This is a genomic window from Mucispirillum schaedleri ASF457 (genome assembly GCF_000487995.2).
GTDB lineage: Bacteria > Chrysiogenota > Deferribacteres > Deferribacterales > Mucispirillaceae > Mucispirillum > Mucispirillum schaedleri.
Map to the genome: position 1 here is coordinate 670,857 of NZ_CP097562.1, position 17,808 is coordinate 688,664.

19 protein-coding genes are annotated in these 17,808 nt (G+C 31.0%); all 19 read right to left on the minus strand.

Going from position 1 to position 17,808, the window contains the following annotated elements:
* Nucleotides 1-10: 10 nt before the first annotated feature.
* The 19 genes from N508_RS03190 to N508_RS03275 all read right to left on the minus strand — a co-directional run bounded on the left by N508_RS03190 (nucleotide 11) and on the right by N508_RS03275 (nucleotide 17,787).
* Nucleotides 11-268, minus strand: a complete 258-nt coding sequence (locus tag N508_RS03190) for a YHS domain-containing protein (RefSeq protein ID WP_023274956.1) — start codon at nucleotides 266-268, stop codon at nucleotides 11-13.
* Nucleotides 268-960 carry an RNA-binding cell elongation regulator Jag/EloR gene (gene jag / locus N508_RS03195; RefSeq protein WP_023274957.1) on the minus strand — a complete coding sequence of 231 codons (693 nt, stop codon included), beginning with the start codon at nucleotides 958-960 and terminating at the stop codon, nucleotides 268-270. Before jag ends, N508_RS03190 begins: the two co-directional genes overlap by 1 nt.
* 33 nt (nucleotides 961-993) lie before the next feature.
* Nucleotides 994-2,526: a membrane protein insertase YidC gene (yidC, locus tag N508_RS03200; RefSeq protein ID WP_023274958.1), complete on the minus strand. Its 1,533-nt coding sequence runs from the start codon at nucleotides 2,524-2,526 to the stop codon at nucleotides 994-996.
* Nucleotides 2,527-2,557: 31 nt separating this feature from the next.
* Nucleotides 2,558-2,749, minus strand: a complete 192-nt coding sequence (gene yidD / locus N508_RS03205; RefSeq protein WP_040636497.1) for a membrane protein insertion efficiency factor YidD — start codon at nucleotides 2,747-2,749, stop codon at nucleotides 2,558-2,560.
* Nucleotides 2,739-3,077, minus strand: a complete 339-nt coding sequence (gene rnpA / locus N508_RS03210) for a ribonuclease P protein component (RefSeq protein WP_076654225.1) — start codon at nucleotides 3,075-3,077, stop codon at nucleotides 2,739-2,741. The genes yidD and rnpA overlap by 11 nt, the downstream gene beginning before the upstream one ends.
* A 22-nt stretch (nucleotides 3,078-3,099) precedes the next feature.
* Complete coding sequence (rpmH, locus tag N508_RS03215; RefSeq protein WP_023274960.1) at nucleotides 3,100-3,240, minus strand: 50S ribosomal protein L34; 141 nt, start codon at nucleotides 3,238-3,240, stop codon at nucleotides 3,100-3,102.
* Nucleotides 3,241-3,384: 144 nt separating this feature from the next.
* Entirely contained in the window at nucleotides 3,385-5,025 is a 1,641-nt protein-coding gene (locus tag N508_RS03220; RefSeq protein ID WP_023274961.1) for a hypothetical protein, read from the minus strand.
* Nucleotides 5,026-5,515: 490 nt separating this feature from the next.
* Nucleotides 5,516-6,280: an enoyl-ACP reductase FabI gene (locus N508_RS03225; RefSeq protein WP_023274962.1), complete on the minus strand. Its 765-nt coding sequence runs from the start codon at nucleotides 6,278-6,280 to the stop codon at nucleotides 5,516-5,518.
* 94 nt (nucleotides 6,281-6,374) lie between these two features.
* On the minus strand, nucleotides 6,375-9,386 hold the full coding sequence (locus tag N508_RS03230) for a type I restriction endonuclease subunit R (protein ID WP_023274963.1): 3,012 nt from the start codon (nucleotides 9,384-9,386) through the stop codon (nucleotides 6,375-6,377).
* Nucleotides 9,387-9,507: 121 nt separating this feature from the next.
* Complete coding sequence (locus N508_RS03235) at nucleotides 9,508-10,059, minus strand: restriction endonuclease subunit S (protein ID WP_433962229.1); 552 nt, start codon at nucleotides 10,057-10,059, stop codon at nucleotides 9,508-9,510.
* 26 nt (nucleotides 10,060-10,085) lie between these two features.
* Nucleotides 10,086-10,706, minus strand: coding sequence for a restriction endonuclease subunit S (locus tag N508_RS03240; RefSeq protein WP_251930658.1), 621 nt, complete (start codon nucleotides 10,704-10,706; stop codon nucleotides 10,086-10,088).
* Nucleotides 10,707-10,709: 3 nt separating this feature from the next.
* Nucleotides 10,710-11,729, minus strand: a complete 1,020-nt coding sequence (locus N508_RS03245; protein ID WP_023274965.1) for a virulence RhuM family protein — start codon at nucleotides 11,727-11,729, stop codon at nucleotides 10,710-10,712.
* Between the two features lie 147 nt (nucleotides 11,730-11,876).
* On the minus strand, nucleotides 11,877-12,002 hold the full coding sequence (locus N508_RS10910; protein ID WP_023274966.1) for a hypothetical protein: 126 nt from the start codon (nucleotides 12,000-12,002) through the stop codon (nucleotides 11,877-11,879).
* Nucleotides 12,003-13,568 (minus strand): type I restriction-modification system subunit M, encoded by a 1,566-nt coding sequence (locus N508_RS03250; protein ID WP_023274967.1) that lies wholly within the window; start codon nucleotides 13,566-13,568, stop codon nucleotides 12,003-12,005. It lies immediately after the preceding gene.
* Nucleotides 13,569-13,582: 14 nt separating this feature from the next.
* A complete protein-coding gene (gene radA / locus N508_RS03255) occupies nucleotides 13,583-14,926 on the minus strand; it encodes a DNA repair protein RadA (protein WP_023274968.1) in 1,344 nt (447 codons plus the stop codon).
* Nucleotides 14,926-15,954, minus strand: coding sequence for a Holliday junction branch migration DNA helicase RuvB (gene ruvB / locus N508_RS03260; protein ID WP_023274969.1), 1,029 nt, complete (start codon nucleotides 15,952-15,954; stop codon nucleotides 14,926-14,928). Before ruvB ends, radA begins: the two co-directional genes overlap by 1 nt.
* A complete protein-coding gene (ruvA, locus tag N508_RS03265; protein WP_023274970.1) occupies nucleotides 15,954-16,526 on the minus strand; it encodes a Holliday junction branch migration protein RuvA in 573 nt (190 codons plus the stop codon). The genes ruvB and ruvA overlap by 1 nt, the downstream gene beginning before the upstream one ends.
* 22 nt (nucleotides 16,527-16,548) lie before the next feature.
* Nucleotides 16,549-17,037, minus strand: a complete 489-nt coding sequence (gene ruvC / locus N508_RS03270; RefSeq protein WP_023274971.1) for a crossover junction endodeoxyribonuclease RuvC — start codon at nucleotides 17,035-17,037, stop codon at nucleotides 16,549-16,551.
* A 6-nt stretch (nucleotides 17,038-17,043) separates the two neighbouring features.
* Nucleotides 17,044-17,787 (minus strand): YebC/PmpR family DNA-binding transcriptional regulator, encoded by a 744-nt coding sequence (locus tag N508_RS03275; RefSeq protein ID WP_023274972.1) that lies wholly within the window; start codon nucleotides 17,785-17,787, stop codon nucleotides 17,044-17,046.
* Between the last annotated feature and the right edge of the window lie 21 nt (nucleotides 17,788-17,808).

The window sequence follows — 17,808 nt, forward strand, 5'->3', positions numbered from 1 at the left end:
CTCCTAAATCCTAATGATTTGTATTCTCATCTATAAATTGATTTTTGCATTCTTCTGAACAGAAATAATATATTTTATCATGCAGTCTTACTTTATATTTAGTAGTTTCTTCCACATAAGAGCCGCATACAGCATCCTGTTTCATTTCAACAGCTTTTACTTCCTCATTATCTGCATACTTCTGCTCGTCCTGCTTTTTATCTTTTATTTTAAAAAAGAAATAAATACCAGCAAGTATTGCGACCAGCACAAATATTTTCATAATCATTAGTTTTCTTCTCTATTATATCTATAATTTCTTCTCTTATTGTTAAATCTGCCCTTACCATTTCTTGGCTTATCTGGCACTATTGATACCTGTTTTAATGGACCTTCACCTGTAGAAATAGTTGTAATTCCCGGCACATTTTTCAATGCAATATGTATTTCTTTTCTTAATATGCTGCTCATTGGTGCCAGTTTAAATGGTCTGCCTGATTTTTTAACTTTTTCTGCCATTGCAAGTGATTTAGCAACATTTTCTTCTACTCTGCGTTTTCTGTAAGAGCCAACATCTACAATAATGCTTATTTCACTATCTTCTGATAAGTTTATCATTTTATCAAATATATACTGTAATGCATCAAGTGTTTGAGCAGATTTACCAATTAATAATTCTGGTGTTTCAGTTTCTATATTTAATAAAAGTCTTTTATCGTTTTCTTCTACACTGACATGAGCATCTGTAAAGCCTGCTTTTTCCAAAAGTTCATTAAGTATAAGTTTTGCTTTTTTCTTTACACACTCTGCTTCATTGTAAGTAATTTTTACTTTTGTATTTTTTTTGCCAATACCAAAAAGCCCTTTAGAGCCCTGCTCAATAACTTCATAGCTGATGTAATCAGCAGGAATATTCTGCTGTTTTGTAAACTGAGAGATAATCTCTTCTACACTATCTCCTTCCACTTCAAAAATTCTCATAATATAACCTCGTATTAAATACCAGTTTGTTCTTTATTTTCTTTTATTAATTACATACTGCTGAATAATAGACAGCACATTGTTTGTAAGCCAGTAAAGCACAAGACCAGACTGGAAGTTTATAAACAAAAATGTAAATATAACAGGCATAGCTAAAAATATTTTCTGCTGCATAGGGTCTGCTGTTGTTGGGGTCATTTTCTGCTGAAGAAACATAGTGATACCCATAACAATAGGTGTAATATAGTATGGGTCTTTTGCAGATAAATCTACTATCCAGCCAAAGAAAGGTGCACCTTTTAATTCTAATGATAAAAGTAATGCTTTATATAATGCAAAAAATATTGGTATTTGTAAAAGCAGTGGGAAACACCCGCTTAAAGGGTTTACTTTATGCTCTTTGTATAAATCCATTGTAGCCTGATTAAGTTTTGCAGGGTCATTTTTAAACTTTTCCCTTAATTCTAAAACTTTTGGCTGAATTTTTGTCATCTCTTTCATTGATACCATACTTTTCAATGTAAGTGGTAATGTTAACACTTTTACAATAATAGTAAGTATAATGATGGCTATACCATAGTTATGAAATATATCATTTAAAAAGTTCAAAACATAAAGCATAGGAATAGCTATAAAATAAAACCAGCCATAGTCCATACTTTTTTGCAGAGAAAGCCCTAAATCTTTTAACTGGTCATAATATTTAGGACCAACATAAAAATCAAAAGATGCCTGATGTCTGCTGCCCGGGTTTACTATAAAATCAGTATTAATAGAAGCAATGGCAGACTTATTTTCAGGAAATATTTCTGCTTTTTTAAATAAATCATTACTTGCTGCTGCAAATAAGAAATATTTTGATGTATAACCAGCCCATACTGCATTGTCTAAAACTTCGCTGTCAGTATCATTCATTTTCACTCTGTATGTTTTGCCACCATTAGTTATAACAGCTCCTTCAAATACATAAGATGATTCTTCAAAACCAGACCCAAGTTTTGGTCCAATATTTATTTTAACAGGAATATTTAATGAATTACTGCCTGTATTTGTAACATCTATTGTAGACTTTATTAAATATGAATTATCAAATAATTGATATGATTTATTAATTATTAAAGAGCCGCTTTGAGCTGTAAAAGTAATCAATTTACTGTCCTGCAGATTTATCACTTTTTTTGTATAGCCACTTGATACTGGTGTTAAAATTTTAGCATAATCTGATACACCATTTTTATTAAAAGTAACAAATCCGCCTTCTGTATCTTCCCATGCTGGAAGAGCAACACTTCTTATATCACCTGTTGCAGTATTAAAAGTTACTTCCATTAGTTTAGATTTTTCAGTAGTTAATTCTTCTGGAGCTGATACCTGTAATTCCTTATTTATATTAACAGGTGTTACATTATCAACTGCTGCATTTTCAACTGGTGCCTGTGGTATTTTTGAAACTGTTGTATTATCTGCAGCTGGCTGAACAGGTGAAAACATAGGTGCTATAAAGTAAGTCCAGCCTATCAATACTACAAAACTAAGCACAAAAGCTATAACGGTTCTTTTATCCATATATAAAAAATCCTTAAATATTTAATATTCCCTACTTAACAGGGTCATAACCACCCTTACAGAATGGATTGCAACGCAGAATACGCCATACAGTCAATAGAAACCCTTTAATAAAACCTTTTTTCTGAAAAGCCTCTATAGCATAACTTGAACAGCTTGGATAAAAACGGCAGTGGTTACCAAGGTATGGAGAAATACAGTATTTATAACATTTAACTAACATTACTGCTGTGTTCTTTGGATGCAATAACTTTAAAAAGCGAAAGAACTTCATTTTTAATTTCATTAAAATCAGCTCCCGCAGCTTGTGGCAGCACTCGTATAATTATAGATACACCTGCAGGCAGTAAATTTCTATTTTGCCTGTATATTTCCCTTAATCTTCTTTTAAGCTTATTACGCTTAACTGCTGATTTACTAACTTTTTTACTGACTGTAAAACCTGCTTTGCCTATACTGCCCAATATATTATAATAGATTATAAACATTGAGCCTGAAACTCGTTTCCCCGTATATATTGCCGTAAAATCTCTTGATTTACAAATATGCATGCTACGGGGAAAACATTCAGGTTTAAACTGCAAGGCGTTTACGACCTTTTGCGCGTCTTCTTTTAATAACAAGCCTGCCACCTTTGGTAGCCATTCTTGCACGAAAACCTTGTTTGCGAACTTTTTTTAAGTTGGTACGCTTTGCCAGAGTAAGCTGTGCCATCTTTTGCCTCCATAAATTTATAAGAGAATGTCTGATATACCAGACCCACTTTTTATACAATGAAAAATGATAATAAGAATTTTATGTAAAATTGTCAAACAAAATTTTAAATGTTTTTAAAATTTCTATCAAATTTTTCTTTTTCTATATAAACTCTACACCTATTTTTCCGTTTGGAAATATGGTAAATCTGCCTGCTTTATTATCATATCTGTATTTTGCATCATCAAATATAACTTGAATACTGCTTAATATATTTTCTACTATATCATTACCGTTATCAAGCACTTCTTCACCACTTAAAGATAAGCCTTTAACTTGACTGCATAATTTTATTTCATCATTATAAGATATATCAAAAGTTATATACATTAATGGTTTAGCAGTAAATTCCTGCTCAAAGGCATCTGCTGCTGCCATTAAAGCAACAGCTTCTGCACTTTCATATCCATCTTCTACTGCACAAAAAATATCAAAGACAAATTCTTTATAATAAAGTGTTGCAGCATCTACCTGATTTTCACCATTATTTTTAAAGTAAAATAATACTGAAAATAAATTAAGCTCATCTACTTTTTCTCCAAAGTAGTCATACATTGCAGGATAATATTTACCATACTGAGAACCTAATTCTTCCATATAGCTTTCATCGTTTATATCTTTATCAGTATCTTCTAAAATATTTATTTCTATAAATGGGTTAGCAGAAGTATTATAATAAGGATAAACCATTGTAAAATTTTCTGTATTTTGAATAAGCACCATACCATTATCCCATTTATCTACTGGGCTTAATATATCAGAGTGCAGGTTATTCATATAATTTAAAGCATATTCTTTTTCATTGCCATATTCAGGAAAATAGTCATTATCTTCATCATCATAATAATGCTCATGATTACAGTTTTCATCATGAATATGCTCATGTTCTCCATGAAATTCATCTTCTTCTATTGGATAATATGTTATACCATATCTGCCGTCTTTAAAAAGTGTAACTGTAAAACCTGAAATATCATAAGCAGAAATATTAGACAGAAGCTCCGCAATTTCATTTATAAATGATTTATCTTCTTTATATATTTCTGAAAAATCCATTTCTTTCACACCATTTTCAGAAAGCACTAAAAAAGATGTTTCCTGTTTTATATCAAGACTGCCATCAATAACCGAAAATGTGCAGTTTAATATCTGCCAGTTTATATCATAATCTACCATTAATTTTGCTGATAATTTTCTTAAAAGTTCTATTTCTTTATCCTGCGATTTACCTTTATTAATTGATGCAGGCACATCTTTTCTGTAAAATAGTCTGCTTGCTCCAGTCAGCTTTTCAAAAACAAACTCTACTTCATCATCACCAAACCCAGTAATCACATATCCATCTTTATTATCAGAAAGATAAAGACCATAAAAAATATCATATTTATTATCGTCTGTTTCATTACCACCAAGCACTTCAAGTCCATACATATCATCTATAATAACATCTCTTGCAGCATAAAGCTCAGATGATGAATTATCAAAAAGACTGTCAAAAATAACTTCCAGTTTGTTATGTATTTCATACTGAGAGCAGCTCTCTGCTTCCATAACTGCCATTAAATACTTGTTTGCATTATCTACCCATGAAAAACAAATACCATTTTCTGCCGCAGCTTCTATGGTTAAATACGCATCATCAATATTTTCTATTAAACTAAATTTCAAGTTAGTTTTATTTATATTTTCTTTTTTTAATGCAGGAAATGCTTTTTGTATTGCAGACAGCCATTTATTTGTCATATTATCAAATCCTTATATATTTTTTTTAAAAATTTTATCCATAAAATTTTTAAACTACGCTTGGTCGCAGTAAATGCTCCCATCACTTACGCTATGCGACGGCACTTCCTGTGCCTTATATATTTTTTTTAAAAATTTTGTCCATAAAATTTTTAAACTACGCTTGGTCGCAGTAAATGCTCCCATCGCTTACGCTATGCGACGGCACTTCCTGTGCCTTATATATTTTTTTAAAAATTTTGTCACACAAGTCATTTTGAGCCTGATTTTAATGGCGAAAAATCTATATTATTTATATTACAGCAGTGCATAATATATTTAAAGTATATTCTTTTTTAGATACTTCGCCTTGCAGGCTCAGTATGACCTAGCATAAATGCTAAATATAACATAATTTATTTAAATACTCTTGCTGCATTCATTGACAGTAATTGCTTTTAATAATACTAAAAAAGGCGATTAAATAATCGCCTTAAAATACTGATTAATTTTACATTGCTGTAATATTAAAGCCGCCATCTACATAGATAACTGAGCCTGTAATATTTTTAGCCTTTGGACTTAAAAGAAATGCTGCTAAATTACCGCAGTCTTCAATATCCACATTTCTGCCAAGTGGAATGCGCTGTTCATTTGATGATAGCAGAGATTTAAAGCCAGAGATACCAGCAGCAGACAATGTCTTAATAGGTCCAGCAGAAACTGCATTTATTCTTTTGCCATTTTTGCCTAAATCTACAGCTAAATAACGAACAGCTGCTTCAAGGGCTGCTTTTGCCACACCCATAACATTATAGTTAGGCACAACTTTTTCACTGCCATAGTATGATAATGTAACAACACTTGCATCATCACTCATAATTCTTTCAAACTTTTTCACTACTGCTATGAGAGTATATACGCTAATATCCATAGCAACACGAAAATCATCTCTTGTAACTTCCATAAATCTGCCAGAAAGAGCTTCTCTTGAAGCAAATGCAACAGAGTGGACTATAATATCAATTTTACCAAATTTTTCTTCATATTTATTTACAAGATTATCTATTTCATCATCGTTTGATAAATCACATTCTTCAACAAATGTGGAGCCTAATTCTTCTGCAATAGATTTTATTCTTTTTTCATGAACTGCAGCATAAGATAATGCAACGACTGCACCTTCTGCCTTTAACTGTTTTGCAATGCCGTAAGCAATACTTAAATTACTTGCAATACCAAAAACTAAAGCTTTTTTACCTTCTAAAATACCCATAGGATGCACCTTTATATATTAAATTAAAATTTCTTATTAGCAATATACCTGTAATCTGTAAAATATCAATAGTTTTTTTATATATATCTATTATTCAACTGATATTATAAAACTTTTCAAAAAATCTTATTAATTTATCTGCAATACTGTTTTTCTTTTCCTGCCTGTTTTCTTCCCTGCTGAATCTGGAAATCGGCGGAAGAAGCTTATCAAAATCAACTCCAAATGTTTTAATTTCTCCATCGCGAAAAGCATTATTAATATAACTTAAAGTATCTTTTTCTTTTAAATTTTCTGCTTTTATTATATCTGTAATTTCTTTTTCTTTTGTTTTATCTATATAATGCTCCCATTCTCTATAACCATCTTCTTCTTTATTAATATTTGTAATATTAATAAATTCTTCTATTAATTCTTTTTTATTTCTTAACATAATACTTGAATCAATTGATTTATATATTTTTAAAGCAAGTTCTTCATCTTGTTTATTTTTAAGTAAATATTCCATAACAAGTTTAAGAATATAGTCAATATTTACTTCAACCTGTTTTATAAGCTCAATTTCAAAAACAATATCATCAATTATACTTTCTTTTTCACTATTTGCTTTTTTTACTATTTTATTATACAAATCAATATATTTACTTTGATAGTCCTGCAAGTCTCTTTCTTTATTTTCTTTTTTAAATGGGTCATCATTATCAAATTGTTCAAAAGTAGATAAAATATTTCTTAACTTTAAAATAATTCCGTATAATGCAATAAAATCTTTTTCATTATGTTCCCCTGTAATTTCTTCATTAATAGGAAATTTACTATAAAGCTCTTCAATATAATCAATATATCCTTTTTCATGGTGTCCGTTTTTATCATATCCGTAAAAATAACTGTTATAATCTTTTAAAAGCACTATATTTTCAGCATCTTTATTGCCAAATAAAGCAACAGCATCTTCTACATCCTTTACTAAATTTCTAAAACAAACAATATTTCCAAAAGTTTTTACAGAGTTTAATATTCTGTTAGTCCTTGAAAAAGCCTGTATCAATGAATGATATTTTAAATTTTTATCTACCCATAATGTATTTACAGTTTTAGCATCAAAGCCGGTTAAAAACATATTTACAACAATCAATAAATCAATCTCTTTATTTTTTACTCTTTGGGATATATCTTTATAATAATTTTCAAACTTATCACTGCTTGTATCAAATGCTGTATTAAACATTTTATTATAGTCATTTACTGCATATTCTAAAAAATCACGGCTGCTTTTGTCTAAATCTGCTGTATCAAAACTTTCATCATCTATATATCCATTTTCTTCTTCATTAGGGTTATAAGTAAAGATGACAGCAATTCTTAATGGATTTGTATTTTTCTCTAATAATTTTTTAAAAGCCTTGTAATATTTAACAGCTGCAGGAATAGAGCTTACAGCTAAAATAGAATTAAAACCATTTACTCTTTTGCCATCTATGCTGTAACTGCTGTTTCTTTTAGTTTTTATATCAAAATTTTCTAAAATATATTTTACTATCAGCTCTATTCTTTTATCATTTATAAAAACTTCTTCTTTATTTATACCGGATACTTTTTTATCATCAATATTATCTTTATTTTTAAAAGTATCATGATATTCTATTTTAAATGGCAGCACGGTTTCATCATGTATAGCATCAACTATTGTATAAGTATGCAGTTTTTCACCAAAAACCTGCGGTGTTGTTTTGCCCTGTATTTTATTTATGCTTGATGCATTTTCTTTAAAAATAGGTGTGCCGGTAAATCCAAAAATACTGTATTTTTTAAAATACTTTATTATATTTGTATGCATTTCACCAAACTGAGACCTGTGGCATTCATCAAATATTAATACAACTTTTTTATTATAAATATTATGAAATTTATTTTTCTTTATAAAAGTAGAAAGTTTTTGAATAGTTGTAACTATTATTTTACTATCACCCTCTATCTGCTGCTGCAATATACGAGTGCTTTTATTAGATGATACACATCCTTTTTGATATTTTTCATACTCTTTAATAGTCTGATAATCTAAATCTTTCCTGTCTACCACAAAAAACACTTTATCTATATAATCTGTTTTAGAAGCAAGCAGTGATGTTTTAAATGAAGTTAAAGTTTTGCCGCTTCCTGTTGTATGCCATATATAGCCGCCTGCATCTATCCCGCCATATATATTTTTATTTTCCGCATACTTTATTTTATTTAATATCCTTTCACAAGCTGCTATTTGATAAGGTCTCATGATTAAAAGATTACTATCTTCTGTTAAAACACAGTATCTTATAATGATATTTAAAATTGTATGGCGGGCAAAAAAGTAGTTTGTAAAATTTACAAGGTCAGCTATTCTTCTGTTTTCTGCATCAGCCCAAAAAATTGTAAATTCAAACGAATTATTTGTTTTTTTAGCATTTCTTTTTACATGATTATATCTTGTAGTATTAGAATAATATTTAGTATGAGTGCCGTTTGATATTACAAATATTTGTATAAATTCAAAAAGAGAGCTTCCAGCCCAAAAGCTGTCCCGCTGGTATCTATTTATCTGACTAAAAGCAGTCTGTAAAGCAACACCCCGCCTTTTAAGTTCAATATGTATAAATGGCAGTCCGTTAATTAAAACAGTAACATCATATATGGATTTATATTTTCCATCATATTCTTTATACTGGTTTATAACCTGTAATTTATTATTATGTATATTATTTTTATCTATAAGATTTATATTTTTAATAACACCTTTGCTGTTTATAGTATTTGTGATACAGTCATCATTATGTATTATTTTTGCTTTTTCTAAAATACCTTCTTTCTGTATTTCTTTTTTTAAAAATATTTCCCATTCATCTTGTTCAAATTTATAATCATTTAACTTTTCAAGCTGTATTTTAAGGTTAGCTGTTAATTCTTTTTCATTTTTTATATTAATATATTCATATCCCAAATTTGTAAGATTATGGATAAATTCATTTTCCAACTCTTTTTCTGACTGATATGATTTATTATTTTTTCTTTTATCTTCATACCTTGCAACAACAGTATCATAATCTGTTTCGTATAAAATGTTATAATCCATTACTACACCTTTAAATATTGTTTTATGTATTATTTATCAGTCTGTTATACAGGCGAAGAATTTTATATTATGTTAATCAGTAAAATTTATACTATCTTATCTTTGCTCTGATAGACAAGTTTTAAAAACTCAATAATTTATCTCTGTAATATTCATACTGCTTTTTTCTTGCTGCTATCTCTGACGGAAGTCCTTCCGTTAAACTGTTACACATTCGCTCAAATTTATCAAGTATATTTACTATTTCTTCCTGCACTTCAAGGGGCGGGATAGAGATAAGAATATTGTTTAATTTATTAGGTGTTATTTCTATAACTTTTGTTCCGTGTGCTATTTTTATTTTTTGCTTTCTAAAATGTTCTGATGAAAACCAATAATTTATATATTTTCCATTTTGCTTTGTCTTGATTATTGCTGTATGCCCACCCGTAACAATTTTTTCATTACCTAACCATACTACACTTTTGCCTACATCATCAATATTTTCACTTGTTACTGCCATTATTATATCATTATAATATACTTTTTGTAATTTTGAAGCAATTTCATTATCAGTAAATGATATTGTCCTATCTGCATTTAATTTATAATAAGTATAAATTTGTCCATAATGTATGCAAGGAATACCTTTTTCTACAAACTCTGATTTTGATAAACCTTGCCCCCTAATAATATTTGCTACTTCACCTAATTTCTTAACTACCCCCCCCGTTTTAAAATATTGTCAAATGACAATAACTTATCTCTATAATATTCATACTGCTTTTTTCTAGCTTGTAGTTCAGCTTGTAAATTAGTTGATAATTCTACACAAGTATCTAATATACTAACTATTTCTGCTTGTATTTCTAATGGTGGAACAGGAATAAGAATAGAATTCCATCTATTAAAATCAAATCGGAATCTAGCACCTGATTCTGTTAAAGAAATAATTTTATTTAAAACAACAGATGATTGAAGTAAATATAATAAAAATTGTTGCATTAGCTTTGTAGTATCAATCTCAAAAACAACATACATAGGAGAAACTAATGCTTGATTATCTTTCAAATATGCAATAGAACCTATATTTAGCCGTGCAGGATTATAGGCAAACATACCTTTATACATAATAGTATAATTTGAAGTATCTTGACTATGAATTATATGTTCACGATATTCATCAGCAGGAATTAATCCTTCATTTTTACTAACACTATAAACTTTTATATCTGTAATATTTTTAGCTTTTTTGTTATAGCGTTTTATTAAGCTACCAATACTTCTAAACTCTATACCATCAGGACATAATTCTTTTACCATTTTTTCTATTTTATTCATATATTATATATCCTGTTTTTTACTTTTCAATATTTTCCTGCTGAATTTATCAAAATCAGAATTAATTTTTTGTGTTTTATTAAAAACATTATATTCCTGCTCTGCTTTATCTTTTGCCATATTCATTGAAATACTGCCTTTATTAGATAATATTTCGTATCTTCTAAAATTTAAAAATTCATTTATACTTGCAGAAAATTCTTCCATTGTAAAAGTATTTTCTCTCTCTATTAAATCTTCAATATAATCAAAATAGCCAGTTACTGCCCTTTCAAGCTGTCTTATTTCTTTTTCTGATAAATAATTTTTTGCAACTAATACATCAGATTTTAATATTCTTCCCAAAGGTGCATTCTTCCAAGTTGTTAAACCCATACTTTTTTTACTGCTGTCAGCACTTTTATATATTATCTCTGCAGCTGTTTGATGAGTAATTGCATAATGAAATTTGTTTTGAATAGCAGCAAAAAAATCTTTTGTTACAGAAGAATTTTTATTATAATCAATAGAGCATTCTGCAAAAATATCTGTTATCTGCTGCCATATTCTTCTTTCACTTGCTCTAATTGAGCGAACTCGTTCTAACAGCTCTTTAAAATAATCTTTGCCAAAAGTAGTTTTTCCCTGCTTTAATCTTTCATCATCTAAAACAAAACCTTTTTGTATAAATTCTTTTAAAACACCAGTAGCCCATATTCTAAATTTAGTAGCTTTTGTAGAGTTAACACGATAACCAACTGAAATAATTGCATCTAAATTATAAAAATTTACTTCTCTTATTTGCTCTTTTCCTGATATTGCTCCATGTTGAGTGGCTATTTCCATTTTGGAAATAACCACTTTTTCTGCCAATTCACCTTCTGCAAATATATTATTTAAATGTTTATTTATTGCTGGAACATTAACCCCAAAAAGTTCTGCCATAGATTTTTGAGTAAGCCATATTGTTTCGTCTTTTACTACAACATTTACAGATATATTTTCAGATATATCACTGTATAGCATAAATTCAACTGGTGTCATTTTATTATACCTACTCTCTTTATTAATAATTAATTGTTTTTACCATTCATTAATATAAACCAATAAAAATAGAAATCACACTTTCTATTTTTATTTCCTATGAAAATATTTTGTGGTGAACAAAATATTTTTGCATTCAGGGGAAAGCTAGAAAGGGGAAAAATTCCCCTTTCTAAATAGTTTAGTAAGCCATATTGTTTCATCTTTTACTACAACATTTACAGATATATTTTCAGATATATCGCTGTATAGCATAAATTCTACTGGCAGCATTTATATATCCCCTAACTCATTTATAATTTTATTAATATTATCTCTTAAAACCTGCTGTTTTTTTACTATTGCTTCTATTTCAGCATTAAGGACATTAACATCTATCTTCTCTCTTGTATCTTCAAGCTCTACATAAGTGTTTACTGATAAATTATAATTTTCTTCAACTACCTTTTCATACTTTATAAAAGATGAAATATATTCTATATTTTTTCTTTCTTCATAATATTTTAAAATATTATCAATATTTTTATCTGTAAGCTTATTATTATTTGTTACTTTTACATATTCTTTTGAAGCATTAATAAATAAAATGCTGTTATCTGATTTATTCTTTTTTAATACCATTATACATGTTGCAATAGATGTGCCGTAAAAAAGATTTTCTGGAAGCTGTATAATGCAGTCTATAAAGTTATTATCTACTAAATATTTGCGGATTTTCTGCTCTGCACCACCCCTGTAAAAAATACCGGGAAAACATACTATCGCTGCTGTGCCGCTGCTTGCAAGCCATGAAAGAGAGTGCATAATAAAAGCAAAATCTGCTTTTGATTTAGGTGCAAGCACACCGGCAGGGGAATATCTAGGGTCATTAATTAAGACAGGGTCTTCATCACCTTTCCATTTTGTAGAATATGGCGGGTTTGAAACTATTGCTTCAAAAGGCTCATCATCATAATGATATGGTTTTATTAATGTATCACCATGAGCTATGCTGAATTTATCATAAGGAATATTATGTAAAAACATATTAATACGGCATAAGTTGTATGTAGTAATATTTGTTTCCTGTCCAAAAAAACCTATTCGCACATTGTTATGTCCTAATATTTTAGCATATTTCAATAAAAGGGAGCCGCTGCCACATGCAGGGTCATACACTTTATTTACTTCCTTTTTACCTGATAATGTAAGCCTTGTTAAAAGCTCAGATACTTCCTGCGGTGTATAATATTCCCCTCCACTTTTGCCTGCATTTGATGCATACATTCCCATTAAAAACTCATAAGCATCACCAAAAACATCTATTGTGTTATCTCCATAGCTTAAAAGGTTCATAGAAGCTGTGCCGCTCATCAATTTTCTTAATTTTTCCACCCTTTCTTTTATTGATGCTCCCAGCTTTTTGCTGTTTACATCAAAATCATCAAACAAGCCTTTAAAGTTATCTTCGCTTTGCCTGCTGACAGCAGAATTTTCTATACTTCTAAATATATTATGAAGTGTTTCATTTAGATTTTCATCACTACCAGCCCGTTTATACACATTATAAAAAAGCTGACTTGGATATATAAAATAACCTTTTGTATCAATAAGTTCATCTTTTATATCATCAGTTATGCTGCTGTCATCCAGCTCTTGATAATTAAAACTGATATTGCCTGCTTCATGCTCGTTTTTATTAATATAGTCAGTAATATTTTCAGATATATACCTGTAAAAAAGCATACCTAATACATACTGCTTAAAATCCCAGCCGTCTACAGTCCCCCTTAAATCATCAGCTATATTCCATATTATTTTATGAAGTTCTGCTCTTTCCCGCTCTTTTTTATTATCCATATACTTCCTGCAAATTATAGTTTTAATAAATCATTTATGTTTTTCACATTAACTAATTTTATATTTTTACTTTTTTCATGTTTATTATTAGTATATAAAGTTTCCACTCCAAATTTAGAACATTCATTTATTCTGCCTTGTATATTGGAAACAGAGCGGATTTCTCCAGTCAAGCCAACTTCCCCTGCAAAAGCCATTGTATATGGCACTGGCTTATCTTTAAATGATGAAATAAGGGCAGCACATACTGCTAAATCTGCACTTGGCTCATTGATTTTAATTCCACCTGCAATATTTAAATAAACATCTGCACCAGATAAGTTTAAGCCGCCCTTTTTTTCTAAAATAGCAATAAGCATTGCAAGCCTGTTGTTGTCATAGCCTGTGGCATTTCTTTTAGGGTATTGAAAAAATGTTGGTGCAACAAGTGCCTGTATTTCTATTAAAAAAGGTCTTGTGCCCTCTAACACAGGGCATATTACTTTGCCGCTTGCCTGACTGCTGTCTTTATCAAAAAAGGCTCTGTCCCCTGCTTCTATTAAACCAGACTGGCTCATTTCAAAAATACCCACTTCATCAGTTGAGCCAAACCTGTTTTTAACAGAGCGGATTATGCGGACTCCCCTTGAATAATCGCCCTCAAAATAAAGAACAGTATCAACTAAATGTTCTAATACTTTCGGACCTGCAATATTGCCGTCTTTTGTTACCTGCCCTATAATAAAGACAGTAAGACCAGTGCTTTTTGCAAGCTCTACAAGCCTGTATGTAACATGGCGAATCTGCCCTACTGCACCGCCGCCTGAAATAATTTCTTCACTTGTAATTGTCTGTATAGAATCTATTATTAAATAATCATACTGTTTAATAGCTGTAGCAGAAAGCACATCTTCAAAAGAAGTAGTTGTTAAAAGCTCTAAATTATCAGCTGTAACATTTAGTCTGTCTGCCCGCATACGGATTTGTGATGGTGATTCTTCACCTGATACATAAAGCACTTTTTTATTTTTCTTATTTAATATGCCTGCAACCTGCAATATAACAGTAGATTTGCCAATACCCGGCTCGCCGCCTATTAAAACAACAGAACCTTTAACTATACCGCCACCTAATACCTGATCCAGCTCTTTTATGCCTGTTTCAAAGCGGTGAGTTTCTATACCTGCCACATTTGATAAAATAACAGGTGTGTTTTTAGGAATATAGTTTTGATTATAAGATGATTTTGATGATGACTGCTTTTCAATAACTTCTTCTACCAGCGAATTCCACTGATTACATTCTGGACATTTTCCCATCCATTTAGACTGGACTGCTCCACAGTTCTGGCATACATAAGTTGTTTTTAATTTTGCCATTATTCATCTTCCAAAAATTCTTCAATAGAAGTTTTATGATTATAACGGATACCTAAATGGTCATAAGTTATTTTTGATGCCACTCTGCCCCTTGGAGTTTTTTGAATAAACCCTTTATATATTAAAAATGGCTCTATAACATCTTCTATGGTATCTTTTTCTTCGCTTGTTGCTGCAGCTAATGTTTCTAAACCAACAGGGCCGCCATCATATTTTTCTATAATAGTCATTAAAAGCCGTCTGTCGTTTGCATCAAGCCCCGCATTATCTATTTCTAGCCGTTTCAGTCCGTCGTAAGCAATATCAAGAGATATTATGCCCTTATTAAATACATGGGCAAAATCTCTCATTCTTCTAAGTATTCTATGGGCTATCCTTGGAGTGCCGCGGCTGCATTTAGCTATTTCTAAAGCTGCTTTTTTTTCTATGGGAGTGTTTAAAAGACCAGCACCGCGGGTAATAATCTGGGCAAGTTCTTCATCTTGATAAAATTCAAGGCGGATAATCATACCAAACCTGTCTCTAAGTGGAGATGTTAAAAGCCCTGCACGAGTAGTTGCCCCAACAAGAGTAAATTTTGGCAAATCTATACGCATACTTCTTGCGCCCGGTCCCTGACCTATTAATAAATCAAGCTTAAAATCTTCCATAGCTGGATATAATATTTCTTCCACACTTGAATGCAGCCTGTGTATTTCATCTATAAAAAGCACCTGTCTAGGTGTCAGGTTAGTTAAAAGTGCTGCTAAATCACCAGATTTTTCTATGGCAGGTCCGCTTGTTACAGTAATATTTACACCTAACTCATGAGCTATTATATTTGCAAGAGTAGTTTTTCCAAGACCGGGTGGACCATAAAAAAGGCAGTGGTCAAGGCTGTCCCCCCTTTCCTTTGCTGCTTTTACATAGACTTTTAAGTTTTCTATGACTTTTTTCTGCCCTGTATAATCATCAAAACATTCAGGACGAAGTGCACCAAGCTTATCTTCATTTGTTTCTGATATGCTGTAAATATCTGTTTCTTTCATTATTTTTTACCTGATAAAAACTGCAGAGCATTTTTTAAAACTGTTTCAAAATCATCATTTGGACTGCATTTTTCAACAGCTTTTCTGCTTTCAGGCACTTTATAGCCTAAGTTCACTAATGCACCAACAACTTCTTCTCTTATATCCTGCGGTGCATAAACAACCTGCTGGTTTTCAAATTTATCTTTTAATTCCACAACTATTCTTTCAGCTGTTTTTTTACCAATACCCGGAATAGTTGAAAGCATTTGATGGTCTGATGATGATATGGCAGCAATAAGGCTTTCACATCCTATGCCACCAAGAATTTTTACTGCCATTTTAGGACCAATACTAGAAACTGATATAAGCATTAAAAATAACCGTTTTTCTTCTTTTGTTGCAAAGCCGTATAAATATATGCCGTCTTCTCTGACAGCCATATAAGTATAAAGCTCACATATTTCCCCCAAACTTCCAACAGATGAATATGTTGCAAGTGAACATACAGCTTCATAAGCTATGCCACCAGTATCTACAACAATCATATTCGTATCTTTTTCTAGTATTACCCCTTTTATTTTATAAATCAAAAGGAATACCCCCTTTATAAGACTATATTACAATGCTTCTCGTTTCATTATATGCAAGACATAAGGCACATGCAAGTGCATCTGTAACATCTAACGGCATTCCGCCTTTTACAACAATATTTAACTGCAATTCAACAAGTTTTTTTACCTGCTCTTTTTCTGCCTTGCCATAGCCTGTAACAGCTTTTTTTATCTGCAATGCAGTAAACTCTTTAACAGGTATATCGTGTGCTATCATAGCAGCAATTAAAGCACCGCGAGCCTGCCCTAAAAGCAATGCACTTTTTGCATTAACTGAATGGAAAATATCTTCTACTGCACCCATATCTGGCTTATATTCTAAAATAAGCTCTACCACACCACTGATTAATGCTCCAAGACGAAATGGCAGCGGGTCACTGGCTTTTGTTTTTATAAGACGATGGGCAATATATTCCACCTTTCCAATATCAGCATATACAATGCCCACACCTGTCTTATTAAGCCCCGGGTCTATTCCCATAAAAATCATATTATATTAAAGCTCATCAAATACAGAATCATCTATTTTATAATTGCCATATACTTCCTGAACATCATCTAAATCTTCTAATGCTTCAACAAGTGCAATTAATTTTTTAGCTGCTTCGCCTTCCACATCTATTGTAGTTTTAGGTTTCATAGAAAGCTCTGCAAAATCTATTTGAATATTGTTTTCTTCTAAATGTTTTTTTACATTTTCAAATTCAGCAGGCTCTGTGGTGATAGAATAAATATCCCCGTCTGTTACCACATCTTCTGCACCTGCTTCTAATACATAGTTCATAATATCATCTTCAGAGCATGCAGTAACTGGCACTTCTATAATACCTTTATTTTCAAACTGCCATGCAACTGAGCCGGCTTCTGCCATAGAGCCGCCCCTTTTTGTAATAACAGTGCGCACTTCCATAATAGTTCTGTTTCTGTTATCTGTAAGAGTTTTTACTAAAATACCAACACCACCGGGAGCGTATCCTTCATAAGTAATGTCTTCAAATATCTGGTCATTACCCTCACCTGTGCCTTTTTTGACAGCTCTTTCCACATTATCTTTTGGCATATTTGATGCTCGTGCTTTATCAAGAGCTAAGCGAAGACGAGAGTTAGAAGCAGGGTCGCCACCGCCAATTTTTGCAGCAACAGTCAACTCTCTTGCTATTTTAGTAAAAATTTTACCTTTTTTATTATCCTGTGCTTCTTTTCTATGCTTAATATTTGCCCATTTACTATGTCCTGCCATAGTGATATTCCTCCACTTTAT